This is a genomic window from Bacteroidales bacterium (assembly GCA_014860575.1).
In the GTDB taxonomy this organism is placed as follows: Bacteria; Bacteroidota; Bacteroidia; order Bacteroidales; family JAAYJT01; genus JAAYJT01.
Genome location: JACZJK010000009.1, coordinates 12,865 through 29,056 on the forward strand (window position 1 = coordinate 12,865; position 16,192 = coordinate 29,056).

Below are 16,192 nucleotides of genomic sequence, written 5' to 3' on the forward strand. Positions count from 1 at the left end.
AAGCAGGAAAGACAACGCCCACCCCGTAGTGGTTTATAGACTCAAGTTTGTTAGTTTGTTTCAAGTTTACTCGTGTTTGGGGCATGATGATTAAAATATGCAGCCAATTTATACATTTTTTGATTTGGGTAACCTGAATTGCATAAGTATTTTTGGCCGATATTTGAAAGATGGATGAAGGTGACAGGGTGAGAAGATGAGAAAATGGGAAGATGGGAAGATGGGAATTGGAGACTTAGGGACTTAGAGGAGGAGGGTTAAAGTTTGATTTTTAGGAGGAGGTATATTGAGAAAATAGCCAAACAAACGAGGGAGATATTAGCAAGGCTGAGCCTGAATTGCTGCCATTTGGTTAGTTTCCGGGGAACCTCAACGGTTTCTGTTTTCAGGGTTAGTTCCTTTTCAAGTCTTTCCACTTCTTTTATGGCATTATGTAATCTAAATTCCAGGGTAGTGTCTTTTTGAACTAATTCGTGGAAAAGCTTATTGTTACGGATCTGGGCTTTTGACCAGGCTAAGCTTGTTTCGAGGAGGCTTATGTTGGTGTTTATTAAGCCTTTGTTATCAATCAATACAGTGTCAACCTGGATTATCGTATCGCCGGGGAGTTCCCGGAAGATTATTGTATCACGAAATGTTTCACGGACCTCGACAGTGACAGAAGTGATTTCCTTTATTTCGGGCGGGAAGCGCTGCAAGCACTTTTGACGGGTAATGCAGCCTGAAAAGAGAAGTAGCGGCAGTAATATGAAAAAGAATATTTTCATGGTTTAGATGATTTGAAGTTCAAATTTATGGGGCAGTAGTTAGTTACGGGGTTTAGGGGGTTTATTGTGATGCAGTGATGCGGTTATACTGTGATGCAGTTCCCGAATCGTACCACTCGGGATTTCGCTTCGCTCAAGATGCAGTGATGCAGTTATGCAGTGATACAGTGGTTTAGTGGTTTAGAAGTTTAGGGGGGTTAGGGCGTGGAGCTGGGTGGATTTGAGTTTTCGTATTTTTTTTGGATTAGTTTTGAGAGTGAAGCCAGGCCACCGATACCAATAATTGCAACCAGAATGTAGCTTAACCCGGACCAATCAGAGGAATCTTTTCTTGCTTCGATGAAAGCCAAGCAGCACCAGACAACCATCAAAGCAATTTCGACGCCGACGAGAATGTAGAGAATTTCCCGCATGCTTGAGCGGTTTCCTTTGTCGTCTTCGAATCTTCCTGTTTTCATTTCGTTGATTGGTTGATTGGTGGAGTATTGGAGTGATGGAGTGATGGAGTATTGGGTTGATTGGTTAATTGGTGAAGTAGTTAATTGGTGGGATGGGGTTGTTAGTTTTGGTTTTGGATGAGGCGGTCGAGTTTTTGGTCAATGATTTCGAATTTGCGCTGCACGGTGTTGCAATGGTGGTCATAGTCGTATTGGAAGCGGTCGAATTCACGACGACCGATTTTGTTTTCGAGGATGACTTCATGCCGATCAATTGTTTTGCTTATTGTTTGAATGCTGTTGGTGGTTGAATAGTAAAAAGCTATTGCAGTAGTGACAGAGGCAACAATGACTGCAGCCACTGAACCCCAAAGCACCTTTTTGAATTGCATGTATTCGCTATTAGTCATTGAAGTGAGGTTTTTAGTAGATTTCGAGGATGACACAAAGACCCTGGGCGCCGTCGCCGCCTTTGCCGGAAATGCCTGAAATAGATCCACCGCCGCCTCCGCCGCCAGAACCATAAAGACCACCATTACCACCAGCGCCACCATTGCCACCTGTGCCCAAAGAACCGGCACCGCCGCTTCCAGAATTTCCAATCCCTTTTGTAAGAATTGACCAGGCGTCGGCACCATATTGAGCGAAAAGACCTAACATAATATTATCTTGACCTGCGATGCCATTACCACCAGGCGAAACGCCACCGTTAACAATACTACCTGTAAGAGTATTGCCGTTCATATTCATAGGCGCACCAGTACTGCCACCATTAAAAGAAGTGCCCGAAGAATTAACGCCGCCGCCGCCACCAGCACCGGCCCAAGGCCAGGAAGCAGAAGCAAAATTGCCGCCTGTGCCTGCAGAAACAGAACGGCCTGTTGCGGATTGAGTACCTGTAATAACACATATTGAATGCCTGGGATTTGAAGAAAGTGGAGAGCCACCAGTTCCGCCATTGGCAGATGTACCAGTACCACCCATACCACCACTACCAGCGTCGGCAATCACAAGAGTTCCAAAAGAAGTATCACTACCATTGGCACCGTTATTGCCATTAGTATTTACTGCAGATTGTGCAGCACCACCAGCACCGCCTAAACCGATTGTTATGGCATAATCATCAAGCAGGTTAGCGGCAAGAGCAAAGCAAGTAGCAAAAGCACCAGTGCCACCACCACCACCACCTGATGCAGCGACGCCAGTATTACTATTGCGGCCTGAACCACCACCGGCACCACCACCTAAGCAAACTATCATGGCAGCAAGCAACCCATTGGGTTTCGTCCATACAGCATTTTCAGTGTATTCCCTAACAATGAATTTACCACCTGAAGGTGGAACTGCCAGATTGAATTTTTTTGAGTTGCCCATGGTTTAGTTTGATGTTAGGATTAAGTAGCTTATCGAACCTGCTTCTCCTGCGCCGACAGGTGTTGTAATTGCAAGTCTGAGCCATACAGTGCAGAGGTTTGAAACATTGATGGTGGCCGTGCGGATATCATCATATGCTTCAATCTGAACATTATTGCCAGACAAATCAACAACCGGATCGAAGTTTACGCCGTCGTTGCTTTGTTCCAATGCGATTATTGTATGATCAGGTGTGCTTGCTGTCAAAGCAGAAAATATCTGCAATGAGAAATCGTTGCAGGGCGGCAGGAGAAAAGGAGCGGAATTTGTTGATTCAACGCCGTCGAGGCTGATGTTTAGCGGGATAATTTCTTTTTTGAATGACATGGGAGGGATGATTTAAGATTTAAGATTTCAGATTCAAGATTTAAGAGATCCTTTACTGCGTACAGGATGATAAGAGGGCGTCATTTGGCGTAGATATAACCTTCCTGGCAGTCGGGAATGTAGCCGTCAACGGGGGCGATTACTTTGAAAACCATTGAGCCAAGGGTTCTTTTACCTTTATGGTAGTTAGAAGTACCCCAGGGATTGTTGCGATAGTTGTAAACTGGGTTTTCATATCCGAATTCAGGATTGTCAATTAATCCGGGGTCAAGTGGTTCAGCTTTCGGGTTGGTATGAAAGAGGGATGAAGGAACTACAGTAACATGTAAAACATTGCCAATAAGTTGATGATTCCAGCCAAATATTTTGCACCAGGTATTTCCTTTGTACTGCATGTCATTGCTCAGATCAATTGAAACAAATTCGAGCCAGGGCGGAATGGTAATTTTGAAGCTATTGTTTGCCCAGACGTGAACCGGTACCAGGTCGCCTACATTCCATTGCTTTTTTTCCTTTGTAGTAAGAATGACTGTTTCAGTAGTGTCGCCACGGTACCATGCTTTAATCTGTTCTGCGATAGCATTAGCATCTTCTTTAATAAAAACCATTTGATAAGCCTTGAATAAATTACTAAGCTGACTATTCCAGGATTTTGAGAAAATGTAATTCAGCCCGGGAAAATTCCCGGTTGCCACGTCAACAATATTCACCTCAGTAAAGTGGATAGTTTGGGTTGGCAATAGTTGTTTACCCAATTTCGCTGATTTTGGGAGATTTCGCCATTCCCCCAATGACATTGCTTGTTTGATGCCGTCCTTGTTTTGGTTGTAATCCCATTGAGAATAGATTTTCCCTTGCCAGATTCCGGCTTTTAAACCCTCGTGGGGGGTGAAGTTGATTGTTCGTCCCTGAGCTCCAGCTATCATAGAAATAGCGAGCATTGTCATTAAGAAAGTTAACTTTTTCATTGTTTTGATATTTAGTGATTGGTGATTAGTGATTGGTGATTAGTGAGAGGTGATTAGTAAGAGGCCAGCGACTCGTTTTTTTGAGGGGGGGGTGTATAGGGTTGGATGGTTGGATTTGATGTAAGCGATTAGTGATTTTGCAAGCGCGTCTGCAATATTTTGAGTGGATTTCAATAATTGCTTTTTTGCATCAGAAGACAAATCTTTGAAGTTTGCATCTTCGGAATACAGAAAGTCATTGAGGGAAAGGAGTTTGGTATAATATGCCTGGCAGGGCTTGATTTCTTCAATAAGCGCTGCGAAAGTTACTGGATCAGCATAGACAGCCTTGTAAAGAGGTGGGCTGATCAGAGGTTTAATAAAGCGTTCTTCAGCGGCTTTGATGAAAGTGTCAAGGATTACGCCGGTGTACATCGGTGTTACTTCATCCTGGATGAATGAAAGCTCAATTACTTCTGCTGGTGTTGCTAACAATGTCATGGCCATGGCTAAAAATCTTTTTCTTTTTCTGTGCCTGTATTTGCGTTGGTTGCATCGTTTCCGTAGGTATTGCGAACCTGGATGACGAGTTGTTTCTGGACAGGATCAGCGGGGTCGAAGTCCAAGCCTGAGTCCCGACGAACTTCCCATACAAATTTGAAAGGGTTGATGCGCTGGATGGGTGTTTCGTTGACGAAGTCGAGATCAGCGACGGGATAATTGAAGTCGGTAAGTAGTTTGTACAAATGTTTCAAAAACAGGTCCTGATGAGGCCTGATGATGCTGGACATTGCAATTTCATATTCGGCAATGATCTTGTTTTTATCGAACCCGCTTTTTTCGTCGGAATACGGTGTTAATGACCTGAACCAGTTATGGATTGTTATCAAAGACATTTCTGCCTGTTGATGCAGTGCTAACCAGTTTCCTTCCTCTTTTTTGAGGAATTCAATGTACTGCGCGGCTTGTGAAGATTGACCAGGGCCCAGGTCCTGCAAATATTGAATGATGATATCTGCTGCTTTTTCAGAATTTGCGCCCATGTATTTTTGAAATTCAGTATCCAGCGTGGCGGCATCATCGTCGTCGTTGATTCCGGGGATGATAAGCAAACCCGGGGCGTTAAAATGCCGTTCAAGCCTGCGCTGGTTCCAGACATTTGTAAGACCAGTAATGATGATGGAGCGCAAACCAGCAAAATAAGAGCAAAGGCCATAGTAATAGAATTCAGGTTCATAGTCTTTGATGTGGTAAATAGAGTGATATAGACCGTCTTGGCCTTTCTCGAAGTTTGGATATACCGGGATTGTTTTTGAGTTTTCGTCGTTTTTCCCTTTGTATTCAGCCCAGTTTGGATGGATGATGAAGTGATCGAGCGAAGAGGCAAACCTGAACTTCGAAGCATCAGAATGGTAGATGTAGAAAAAGGTTTTTTGGGCGTTGGTTACAACCTCGATATAGGCATTGCCCTGGTTGAAATAATCAAAAACTACACGGCGCATCAGCGTTGCCAGGTCAATATTGATGTTGTTCGGATGCTTAATGAATTCATTGATTTTGGGATTGTTTGAAGCCAGTCCTTTGCCAATCACATAGTTGGTTTTGCTGTTTAATATTGCCCTGTGAACAGGGACTTCCCTGGCAAGTTTATTCAGTTGCGATGGCAATAAGTTGTCCTCTCCGAAAGGGATGTACTCGTCGTAATTTGTAAGCAAAGTGATGAAGTCGGTTTGCTTCAAGTTGAAGAGGGGGGTGTAATTATATGAAGAGAGAGATACGTGCATTAAGATTCAAGATTCAAAATTTCATATTCAAGATTCAAAAAACAAGATTCCAGATTTCAGATTTAAGATCCAATATTAAGTTGCGGGTGGAGGGGGGAAGAACATGGCGTTGATATGGAGCAGGATGGTTTCGTCGTCGCCTTCAAAAGCTTTCCAGAGGTAGATGTCGCATTGGTTGGTGGCTGAGTTGAAATTGACTGTTGCAGTCATGAACTCGGGAAGGTTTTCGAACGGTTGCGGGAAGTTCTGGTATGGAGTATAGAAGTAAACAGAAGATGGAATGTCGTCAAAAACAATCCGGAAATGTGTCTGGCTTTGTTTTGTAAATGTGCCTGTTCCGATATTGGATTTGTTTACTTTAAGAACATGGTCCTCTGTTCCACCAGGTTGATCGGTGATGACAGCAATGAAAGATTTGTAGCCTTTTGCCGGCCAGGGTGTACCGGCAGGCAGAGAACTTTCACCGGGAGCCAGTCCACGCCAAAGTTCGTTGTCGTAGATTACAAGTTCGCCGTTTTCAATAATAGTGGGCAAAACATCAACTGCCTGGGGTGTTGTGTTTGAAAACTTTTCAAGGAAATCATACATCAACCTGATGAGCTCACGGCGTGAGAGGCGGTTGACGATATCAGGAGTTAGGTAGTTGGTAAGCATCTCTTTTTGATTTACGATTTTAGATTTACGATTGGGTATGCTACTTAAATTTGCCCCTAAATCCCCTAAAGGGGACTTCCGCAAACTGCTGGTTTATAGATTCAAGATTCAGATTACAGATCGAGTTTGATATTTCAATTTGCCCCTAAATCCCCTAAAGGGGACTTTGTAAAACAGTTGATTTTTAGGTTCCATATTCAGATTTTGGGTTAGAAAAACCCGCTGCCTTGTTTTTAGCTATGCCCCACTCACGAATCAACGAACAAGGACAGCGGGAATGAAAATGAGAAAACTAATCACCAAAACCGGCCAATACCATTAATTCCTTGTGGATATAGGCTGTTTGTGCTTTGTACTGCACCCTGTAGCGGCGCATCTGTGCTTCCTGGTTGTACCAGGTTTCAATCATTTCGGAATCGGTAGTACCATCGGTTGCAAACAGCAAGTTTTTGCTGGTGGTCAGGATGGCACGGTGTGGCTGGATGCCGGTATGGGCAACCGAAATCCATTTGTCCCAATCGGGGCGGACGATGATCGGGAAGCCTTCGTAGGTTGGAACCTTGATTCCGTTCTTCATCACGGTATCACCGAAGGCAGTTTCACGGTTTTTCATCGTGTGAACCAGGTTACGCCACATCGAAGCTGTGAGCATGAACATGAGGTCAAATTCATACATTTCGGGTGTAATGGCATCAATCATGCTTTCGAGGGTGGAGTCGGCTTCGTTGGATGAGAGAGCGCCAGCCTTTACAGCAGCGACAGTGCCAGAATCGGCAAAGGAACCGCCACCGGTTGCGACGGCAACAGCAGTAAATGAACCACCTTTGTACTTGCTGACGATTTTGATAGCACCTGCAGAAGGATTGGTAACAACAACTGCGTGGATGCCGGAACGGGCTTCAATGGCGGCTTTATGAGAAGCCAGCCAGTTTGCCATAGTGACGGTTGCCGAGCTAAGGTAATTTTCTTCGTAAAGAATGCCGTTGATGGTAATACCTACCTTGGTGGTAGTTGCACCATAGGTAAATGTTTTTACAACTTCTTGTTTTACAGCAGAAACAGCTGATGCAATGCCAACGTGCTGAGCTGAAGGAATTGTACCAGTGTAAAGATCATTGAGCAGCCAGGACAATAGACCGGTGTAACCGGAATAGTTGGTGTCAATCACGCCGGTGGCTGCTCCAGCAGCCAGGACTTCCATGGACGGATCAGCGAACCACATCTGGCGGATGAGGTCGTCCTGACCGGCCTGGGCGATGATAGGCAGCATGACTTTGTTCCAGATATCAGGTGATTTCATCTGCTCAATGTCATCCTCCTTATAGCCTTGTGCCAAGAGTTGTTCGATGATAGAACCCCAGAACTCACGGGCGTTTTGTTCAAACTCCAGGGCCATCGGCTTAACGGTGATATCCTGGTAAGTGAGTGCGAAACCTCCGACAGGATTAAAGCCTGCAGAAAGTTTAGGTTTTGTGAGCATGGAAGGTCGTGAAACCTTGTTGAGGCGTTCCGTTCCTTTTACGTCGGTGCGAACCGTCATGATGCCACGAAGATCTTCAGCCATAAACATGGGCTGAATGAAAAACTCGTTCACTGCCTGTTTGGTGAACGAAGGGCTGGTTGTTTGTGTGAAAATGTTTGACATTTTAATTCCAGATTTAAGATTTCAGATTCAAGATTTAGTTGATTTGGTTTAGGGGGTTTTGGAGGCTGCTTTTACACGGCGTTTGAGATCGTCGGGGATGGACTGGAGAATGGTTTTTCCGGTTTCGTCTTTTGGAGGGTCGGAAAGATCAAGACCAACTTTAGGATCAGTTACCTGGTTAGGAATTGTGGGCTTGGCTGCAAGCTGGTCTCTGAGGGTAGTGATCTGTGCGTTGAGGCTGGCGATTTCACTGTTCAGGGCAATATTAGAAGCCAATGCTTGTTGTAATTCATCCAAACGCTTTTTAAAAGTGGAGACCATCAGGTTTAGCATGCTTCCTTCATTCAGAACAATACTTTCATCAGGCTTTTCAGCCACAAAAAGATAATTGCCATCGTCTTGCAACTGAATTTCTGCCAACTGTGCGGTTTCAAGAAAGTTGACAAATGCAGCATGAACCATTGCCGAATCTGGATGAATGGTCTCCAGGCTTTCTTCGGTTTCCTGAGAGGTTTCGTTTAGTGCAGCTTCCGGCTCAGGTTGCTGCAATGCATCAGCAACTGAGCCTGGAACTGCATCTTCCCCATCAGTAGAAGCGGTAACCTGAGGTTCTGCTTCCCCGGATGGAGGGGTAATATCTTTTTGAAGCCCAAATATGGCTTTGAAGTTCTTCTTTATGTTTTCAGGAATTTTCATGTCGGATGTGCTTAAATAATTTTCAAGAAATTCAATGACGTTTTCGGGTTTGGTGTAAATGAGTTCTGCTAACTCAGGGTTTTCGTCCAGGAATTGCGTTGCCTGGGCTGGAAGCGATTCGGCGCTGAAAAGGCCGTCGGTTGCTGAAGGTTCGTCCACAATATCAGTAGCACGAAGTTCTTTTAACCGGAAAAACCGATTTACTTTTTCTTTCCCGTCAACGATTTCCTTTGTTTCAAGGAATGTATTTGATTCAAAAGCGATGGAGGCACCAAACATATCGGGGTTCTTTTCGGCCATGTTCAAAACATAGTCGTAGAGGTTTCCCTGGGGAGTGGTTTTGGCAGTTTCATCGAGTTTTAAGTCAGCTTTAACGTGGTCAACGTGATAGGAATAGTTGATAAACCTGCCTAAGTATGAACCCAACGCTGTTGAACACATATTTGGATGGCCGAAACGGGCCTTAACTCCCTGGGGTTTCAGGCTTGCGTTTTCGACAATCTGGAGCAGGAAATCTTTATCCAGGAAAGCATCATGCCCCTTGGCAGGACCAACTTTTGCGACGGTGATGCCCCGGATAATGCCGTTATCACGGTCAATGGAACCGATGGGAACATTAAAAACAGGCTCAGAGAGGTAATACCTTTTCATTGGCGAAAGGATTAAACAGCGCCTGCCAGGTCGGCACCTGCTTTAAATTTAATATCGCTTTTAGGCTTAACCTTTTTGGGCGGTTTGGGCTGGCGGATAGTTTCCTTTTGCTTAGAAGCTTTGCTCAACGGTGACGGGACTTTTTTCATTGATATATGTTTAAAAATAAGTTGAGCAAAAATAAAAACAAGTTAAAGTAATACTTTAGTAAAATGTGGCAATAATATACTAATCAATGAAATAAAATTGTATCTTAGCAGTCTGAACAATTAAATTGCAGACGATGGAAACATTAAAAGAACTGGCAGGGGAAATCAAGGAAACAACCGGATTGGAGGCTGATAAAATGGCCGAAATCGGTTTGTTAAATGAAAAGATCGCCAGGAAATGGCTTGTTAAGCATCACTATCATTCGCTCAAAAATGAAAAGGAAAGAACGCTGACGGATATCAAATTGGACCTAAGCGTGAAGTATGATGTGAGTGTGAGTATGATTGAGAAGATGGTTTATCGAAAGTAGGGTTGTGATGCAGTGATACAGTGATGCTGTGATGCAGTTGGTGTTTGGTTGAATGGTTGATTAGTGTAATTGTGGAGTAATGGAGTGGTGGAGTGATGGAGTGGTGGAATGTAGAATGTAGAGTGTGGAATGTTGAATTGGGAGATACGTAAAATACGTTGAAATACGATAAAATATGGAAACCGATGTTGAAAATAAAAGTTGGCAGTTTAAGCCTGGCAATTCCGGGAGACCTAAAGGGGCGAGGAATAAGCTGACTGCGGAACGGCAGGAGAAAATGGAGTTTGCCCTGAGTTTGCTGGAACCGCAAATGGAGGAATTTTTTAACAAGCTAAAACCGGTAGAAAAAGCCAGGATATGGCTTGATATACATGAATTCCTGTTGCCGAAACTTAACAGGACTACTTTGGAAACGGACAGCGAAGAAGAAATTACTAAGATTGTTTTCGAGGTGCGGAGAACGCCGGAAGATTTTAGGGAATGATCAGGAAAGTAGGTGTTTCGGATGTGTTTGATAAAAACAATGCTTCGCTGGCGAAGATTGTGGTGAACGAGGGCGGTTCGAGGTCGGGGAAGACGTATTCTATATTGCAGTTGCTGATCTTTGTGAAGTCGCTGAATGTGCGCGACCAGGTGTTTACCATTGTCAGGAAAACAATGCCGTCGCTAAGGGGATCGGTGATGAGGGATTTTTTCGAGATATTGAAGGAACATGGCATGTATGACGAGAAATACCACAACAAAACTGAAAACACCTATCAGTTACGTCGGAATCTTTTTGAGTTTGTGAGCCTTGATCAGCCTCAGAAAAAGCGTGGAGCGAAACGACATTATCTATTCATCAACGAGGCGAATGAATTGAGCCTGGAGGATTGGATTCAGTTGTCAATAAGGACCGAAAGGCAGATATTCATAGATTATAATCCGTCAATTCCTCCGGATCATTGGATCAATGAAGTTGTGAAGCATAGGCCGGATTGCCAGGTGATACATTCAACATACAAGGATAATTTAGCATACCTGGCACCAGCCATTATCCAGGAGATCGAGAATCTGAAAAACGTTGATCCGGCGTACTGGCAAATTTATGGACTTGGATTACCGGCTGAAATCAGCGGGGTAATTTTCACGAATTGGAAAGAGGCTGATGAATTTCCAAAAATTCAGGAATTGAAGTGGTTGAGTTATGGAATGGACTTTGGTTTTGAGCATGATCCGACGACGTTGATAAAGGTCGGGATGAAGGATGGTGAGATATTCGTCGAGGAAATGATATACAACACCGGTTTACTTGGCAGTGATCTGGCGGTTATGATGTCGGACCTGGGATTGAACTGGGGTGATGATATTGTTGCTGACCGCAAGCCGGAAATGATATTCGAGCTTCGACGGGCAGGTTTTAACCTGAAAGCTGCTTATAAACCTCCAGGAAGTGTTGATGTTGGTATTGACGTTTTGAAACGTTACCGGATCAACATTGTAAAGTCGTCGGTGAATATTATTAAGGAGTTCCGGAACTATAAGTGGCGGGAAGATCGGAACGGCAACAAGTTAAAAGAGCCGGTTGATAAGTTCAATCATGCGATTGATGCTCTTCGGTACGTGGTTATGAGCCGGGAGTTGTATGTGAGGAGGAAGATGAGGTTGGGGAAGGTGGGGTTGTGATGGAGTGGTGAATGGTCAATTGGTTGATAAGTTAATTGGTTATTGGACAAATGGAGTAATGGAGTGGTGGAGTATTGGAGTAATGGGTTGTTGAATTAGTGAGATTAGAATAATAGAACATTTGAACCATAGAACAATTGAATTTTGAATTTTGGTAGATGGCGATAAGTAAGGGGGACGGGTTGGGAAAGGACGGGGAAAAGGAGGCTGCAGCGGATGGGGATTGACCAGGCCGTGAGGGGTGGCATTGTGTGTTTTGCGGCACTGGCTTGACGCCATTGTGTTGGAAATGTGGGTTGGCTGGCGTCAAGGCAGGGCGCAAGGAAGGCCTGGTTAACCCCATGAGCTGCTGCCGGGGTGCGGCGCTGAGGCTATGCGAAATGACGAAACGGAATGACGAACGGAAAGAACGAACGTAATGACGGGTCGCCGAAGCATGAGGCGTCCCGGAATGGAGTGAGAGAATGCAGTGAGGAATGAGATTGAGGAATGAGCTTTGCCGCAGGCGCAGGGATGAGCGTAGGCAGAATAATTTCGGATTGGCGATTTACGATTTCGGTTTTTAAGTGCGAGCGAAGCGAGTGATTTGAAGATGCTGAGAGGAAGAATGATTGTTACCCTGCATTGACAGAACGCAACATTTACCATTGCTGAAATTAAGCATGTGAAAATGTTGTCGGGCTGGCAATGCGGGGTTTGCTGCCTGGTTGCTGAGAGAGATAAAGCAGGCGTACGGAAAGCTTTATTTGAACCATTACGAGCGTTAGCTTGGAATGGAGCAAATAAGGCTTGGAGTTAAGTGTATTTGGGGAAAGCAGTCAAGATGAAGCGGGCGATATTGTTTCCGGTGGGTGGGAATTGAAGCAGGATGTTGATGCGGGCGGTGGGCTGGCGCAGGGAGCAATTTATACATAATGCCAATTATGAGCGAGCCGCAATCAATCAAATATACCGCTGAAAATAAGGCTTGATCATAATTTTCATTATGTTAAAATGCGTTGGGTTTTGAGGCTTTGGCGTGATTTTTTGCTGTGCGGAAGGGCAATTTTGCAATGTGGCTGAGGAACGAAAGCCTCTTTGTAAAAATTGCATAGGGGTGGGTGCAAAAAGCATGACAAAGACGAGAAACAGAAGGGGGGGCGTGGGTTGGGTGATATGAGTAGGATCTATTTCCGGCGGCGCTGGGCTGGCTTATAAGAGGTGGCGTAGGGCACGGGGCGTGGGGTGCGGGAAGGTATAAGCCAGGACAGTTGAGGCGAAGCTGAAGGAGGCTTTATTAGGTTGGATTGTGCGTTGGGAAAGACTTCGCCGCCGGTGGGGGTATTTCCGGGGGGTCAGGTTGAATTGTAAGGACAGTAGGGACAGTTGGGACGGTGAGGGTGGATTGGAAGGGGTTGGAATGGAGATGAAGAGCCGAATATGTAGATTTAGGCTAATGGAGAAACGGATCGGTGAGGCTCAGTAGCCTGTGTGGTGAATGGATAATTACAAATTATCCGGTGTTGGGAGCGGCAATGTAATTGCCACATAGCCGGGGCTTGTGTGACTTGCAAATGTGTATGACTACTGGTTGTGTGCATTTTAATTGATTATTTCTATAGATTCTTGTATCAGATTGTACAATTGCCAAAACCTCTCCCAAGTATGTTTATCAAGAGTGCCATTAATATTATTAACTGATATGCTAGACTTAACCGACAAATCCGAAATTTTAACTGCAACTTTTGAAATTGTAAAATCAGCAGTAATAGAAACTTCCGGCAACACATAAAAATTTCCATTTGACTTATACTTTGCTATTAATGTAGTGTCTATAATCGTCAGTGGGTCATTAAGTAATTCATCAATAGTATCATTATCAGATGAAGGAGTGCCAAATTGCTGTTGATGTAATGCCAGCATTAGTCCAATCTTTTTATGCCGTGATTTCGATTCGAGTGGATTTGATAAAAGCCACAATAATCTTTCAAAAGAGTTTTTGCAAGCAAACAATGAATCATTAAGGTAAGCATTACCAAGTATTTGGCGGAAAGCATCAACTGAGCTTCTGTATTTTACTTTATCAATAAATAAGTTATCTCTTTTAAATTCTTTTGATTGGTTGTCATTTTCTTTTTCTATAGCATCAAATTTCTCAATATCCGTCCATGTTAATGACCAACTAATTATTGAATGTGATTCGACAATTGCAATACGTTTTTTCAAATCATCAAAGAACCTGCAATTTTCTTCTGTTGCATGGAATGTATAACCATCCAAATAGATTGCTATTCCTTTTACAGATGAGGTTAGACCATCATCCTCCACGGCTATTCCGTCTTTTACAATACTGCTTAGCGAAATATAAAAATCAGAGCGGGTGTTGTATTTTACACCGTTGGTTGGACCTAATTCATATTGAGGTCTGATTATATAGTAGAATGAATAAACACCCGATGTAATTTTGAATTTATAATTTACAATGCCATTTTCGATAAAGTCTTCAAATATAAAATCTTGTGAGTTTTGATTTTGGATGTGATTTCTCAGACTTCTAATAAATCTGTCTTCCAATTCGCTTTCCTCAATTTGACCATTGCTGGTTAATGCCCCCAAGCCCGTTGTATAGGTTTCCCATGCATCTGATTTGTCTACTATTTTCTTGAATAAAAACTCTGCTTTAGCCCGGCTCAATTCTCCCTGAATAAACTGATTGGAGTAGGTGTATATGCAGCGATAGCAGCCATCTTTACCTTCAGCCTTACAGCTGCAATCCTTTATGGCTTCATATGCTTTTGATATTACTGTTGTGAAATCAGCAGGGCTAAATAGCTTTTCTAAGTAGCCTGTTCCACCCGGAATGTTATCGTACAATACAAGGTATTTATCGAAGCGGCTGTTCTTTGCATTGTATTCTGAATAATTGATAATGCTTAAATGTTGAGGATTCCCTTTGTAGTATTTTTTTAAACCCAAATCCAAACCTGCTTTGAACATGTTTATTGTTGCTTCACTTTCAAATTCCTGAACAGGCAGTAATACTTTTAAAGCTTCTGTTTTAATTTCCCTGAACAAGAATACCTCTTCAAAAACATCATCTTTAAGACCATTGTATTCGCGGTCTTTGTGCTTACAATAACCATAATGAAATTTGTAATCACGTTGATTTAATTTAGAAGAACTTTTGCCACAGTACTTGCAAGTAACAAAACCATGATGCGGAACATCCTCATGCTGATTAATAATGATTTTATTAGCATTAACGGCTGATGATAGGCCAAGATTTAGTTCAATAATATCAACGTTTTTGACATACTCAATTCCAAAGGGAATTTCTTTCATGCCCCATGCACCCTGGAAAGATTTACTGTCGAATTTAAGGTGTTTAGAAACTCTGTAAATATTAGAATCTCTATCATCTGAGCTATCATCCAGTGATGATTTATCTCTAAAGTTTACTGACTTAACTCCACTTAATTTTACAAAAACGTGTTGGTTTTTATCTGATGCCCAGGAAGCATCACCGCATTTAGGACAATGAGCTTCAGTTGATGTTACTTTATCAGCGATATGGTCGCAATTAGAACAAAATCTTTTAACAAGCAAAGTCCCAACATCTTTCCAATCGTATGTATTCAAACCAGAAATGGCAAATTTGAAACCCTGTGAATAGAAGAAATTATCAGGTGCAAACTCTCGTATAGCTGACTTAGAAGACCTTACAATTTCAAATTGTTTATCTGTTGGAATATTTTCACTCGCCTTTGCTTTGTTTGATTTTATCCAGGCATTTAAAGTAACACCAGTTTCCGGGAAAGCATAGTTAGGCAATAGGCCTACATTGGTTAAGTGTTCAAGAATTGAGCGTTTATCCAATAATCTTTTTAAACCCCACAATGCTTTTTTCTCAGATTCTAATCCTTTCCTTTCTTCATCATTGGGTAACAACTTTATAGCCGCATCAATTTCCTTAATTGTTTGGTTTATGTACTTATACTCATCTTTAAGTTTTGTGAATACTGCTTTTAACCTGAGGTAAAATCCCTCTTCCAGTAAAAATAATGTAAGGTTATCTAATGCTTTGGAATCTTCTAAATCAGGCTCATAAAATTCAGTAAATTCAGTAAGGAGAGATTTTTCCCTTGCTTTGATAAAAGAAATAATTCTATTGGCTAAAAATTCTGGGGCTGATAAATCAGCTCTTGACAATTGGAGTGAAATCAATCTACCCGGAATGCTATTATTCCTGGGATCAGCAGACGACCAATTGTCGAAACAATAAGCAAGAAAATGGCGGTACAAAATATCTTTTGCTTCTAAGTAGCAACCCGGTGTTGCTATTTCACCTTCCATCATGTCTTTGGGCTCGCCATAATAGAATAAATCGTGTGCCTTGCTTTGAGCAAAATTAGTAATGAGTGCTGAACCTGAATTACGGCCTGCACGGCCAACTCGTTGCAAGAAATTGGAAGTTAAAGGTGGGACTGAATTATTGATGACGGTATTCAGAGTACCGATGTCAATACCCATTTCTAAAGTGGATGTAGCAACTATTGCATTATAAGACTGAAATCTGGGTCTCTCTTTAAATGCATATACCGGCCAATATGTGCCAGCTAAACCGGAGTATTTGTGCCAGTGTAAACGCGCATAAATTCTTGACCAAAATTAAACATTAATTTGATTGTTATTTGTCACATTAATTTG

General features: G+C 42.8%; 16 protein-coding genes. 3 read left to right on the forward strand and 13 right to left on the reverse strand.

Annotation, left to right across the window (positions count from 1 at the left end):
- Nucleotides 1-257 precede the first annotated feature (257 nt).
- From IH597_01670 to IH597_01725, 12 genes are all read right to left on the reverse strand, one after another.
- Nucleotides 258-767 (reverse strand): hypothetical protein, encoded by a 510-nt coding sequence (locus IH597_01670; protein ID MBE0661148.1) that lies wholly within the window; start codon nt 765-767, stop codon nt 258-260.
- 197 nt (nt 768-964) lie between these two features.
- Nucleotides 965-1,225 carry a hypothetical protein gene (locus IH597_01675; protein MBE0661149.1) on the reverse strand — a complete coding sequence of 87 codons (261 nt, stop codon included), beginning with the start codon at nt 1,223-1,225 and terminating at the stop codon, nt 965-967.
- A gap of 101 nt (nt 1,226-1,326) precedes the next feature.
- The gene (locus IH597_01680; protein ID MBE0661150.1) at nt 1,327-1,614 is read right to left on the reverse strand and encodes a hypothetical protein; all 288 of its coding nucleotides are present in this window, start codon (nt 1,612-1,614) and stop codon (nt 1,327-1,329) included.
- Nucleotides 1,615-1,627: 13 nt separating this feature from the next.
- Nucleotides 1,628-2,578: a hypothetical protein gene (locus tag IH597_01685; GenBank protein ID MBE0661151.1), complete on the reverse strand. Its 951-nt coding sequence runs from the start codon at nt 2,576-2,578 to the stop codon at nt 1,628-1,630.
- Between the two features lie 3 nt (nt 2,579-2,581).
- Nucleotides 2,582-2,944 carry a hypothetical protein gene (locus IH597_01690; GenBank protein MBE0661152.1) on the reverse strand — a complete coding sequence of 121 codons (363 nt, stop codon included), beginning with the start codon at nt 2,942-2,944 and terminating at the stop codon, nt 2,582-2,584.
- An 80-nt stretch (nt 2,945-3,024) separates the two neighbouring features.
- Entirely contained in the window at nt 3,025-3,912 is an 888-nt protein-coding gene (locus IH597_01695) for a hypothetical protein (GenBank protein ID MBE0661153.1), read from the reverse strand.
- A 39-nt stretch (nt 3,913-3,951) separates the two neighbouring features.
- Complete coding sequence (locus IH597_01700; protein MBE0661154.1) at nt 3,952-4,398, reverse strand: hypothetical protein; 447 nt, start codon at nt 4,396-4,398, stop codon at nt 3,952-3,954.
- Nucleotides 4,399-4,400: 2 nt separating this feature from the next.
- Entirely contained in the window at nt 4,401-5,675 is a 1,275-nt protein-coding gene (locus IH597_01705; protein ID MBE0661155.1) for a hypothetical protein, read from the reverse strand.
- Between the two features lie 75 nt (nt 5,676-5,750).
- Nucleotides 5,751-6,329 (reverse strand): hypothetical protein, encoded by a 579-nt coding sequence (locus IH597_01710; GenBank protein MBE0661156.1) that lies wholly within the window; start codon nt 6,327-6,329, stop codon nt 5,751-5,753.
- 292 nt (nt 6,330-6,621) lie between these two features.
- Nucleotides 6,622-7,974, reverse strand: a complete 1,353-nt coding sequence (locus tag IH597_01715) for a hypothetical protein (GenBank protein MBE0661157.1) — start codon at nt 7,972-7,974, stop codon at nt 6,622-6,624.
- A 48-nt stretch (nt 7,975-8,022) separates the two neighbouring features.
- Complete coding sequence (locus tag IH597_01720; protein ID MBE0661158.1) at nt 8,023-9,321, reverse strand: hypothetical protein; 1,299 nt, start codon at nt 9,319-9,321, stop codon at nt 8,023-8,025.
- 11 nt (nt 9,322-9,332) lie between these two features.
- Nucleotides 9,333-9,470 carry a hypothetical protein gene (locus tag IH597_01725; GenBank protein MBE0661159.1) on the reverse strand — a complete coding sequence of 46 codons (138 nt, stop codon included), beginning with the start codon at nt 9,468-9,470 and terminating at the stop codon, nt 9,333-9,335.
- 134 nt (nt 9,471-9,604) lie between these two features.
- Here IH597_01725 and IH597_01730 point away from each other — a divergent pair, with 134 nt between their 5' ends.
- From IH597_01730 to IH597_01740, 3 genes are all read left to right on the forward strand, one after another.
- Nucleotides 9,605-9,841 (forward strand): hypothetical protein, encoded by a 237-nt coding sequence (locus IH597_01730; GenBank protein ID MBE0661160.1) that lies wholly within the window; start codon nt 9,605-9,607, stop codon nt 9,839-9,841.
- Between the two features lie 175 nt (nt 9,842-10,016).
- A complete protein-coding gene (locus tag IH597_01735; GenBank protein MBE0661161.1) occupies nt 10,017-10,325 on the forward strand; it encodes a hypothetical protein in 309 nt (102 codons plus the stop codon).
- Complete coding sequence (locus tag IH597_01740) at nt 10,322-11,506, forward strand: PBSX family phage terminase large subunit (protein MBE0661162.1); 1,185 nt, start codon at nt 10,322-10,324, stop codon at nt 11,504-11,506. Before IH597_01735 ends, IH597_01740 begins: the two co-directional genes overlap by 4 nt.
- A 1,581-nt stretch (nt 11,507-13,087) precedes the next feature.
- Here the strand turns inward: IH597_01740 and IH597_01745 are convergent.
- Nucleotides 13,088-16,015: a DUF1998 domain-containing protein gene (locus tag IH597_01745; protein ID MBE0661163.1), complete on the reverse strand. Its 2,928-nt coding sequence runs from the start codon at nt 16,013-16,015 to the stop codon at nt 13,088-13,090.
- Nucleotides 16,016-16,192: the final 177 nt, after the last annotated feature.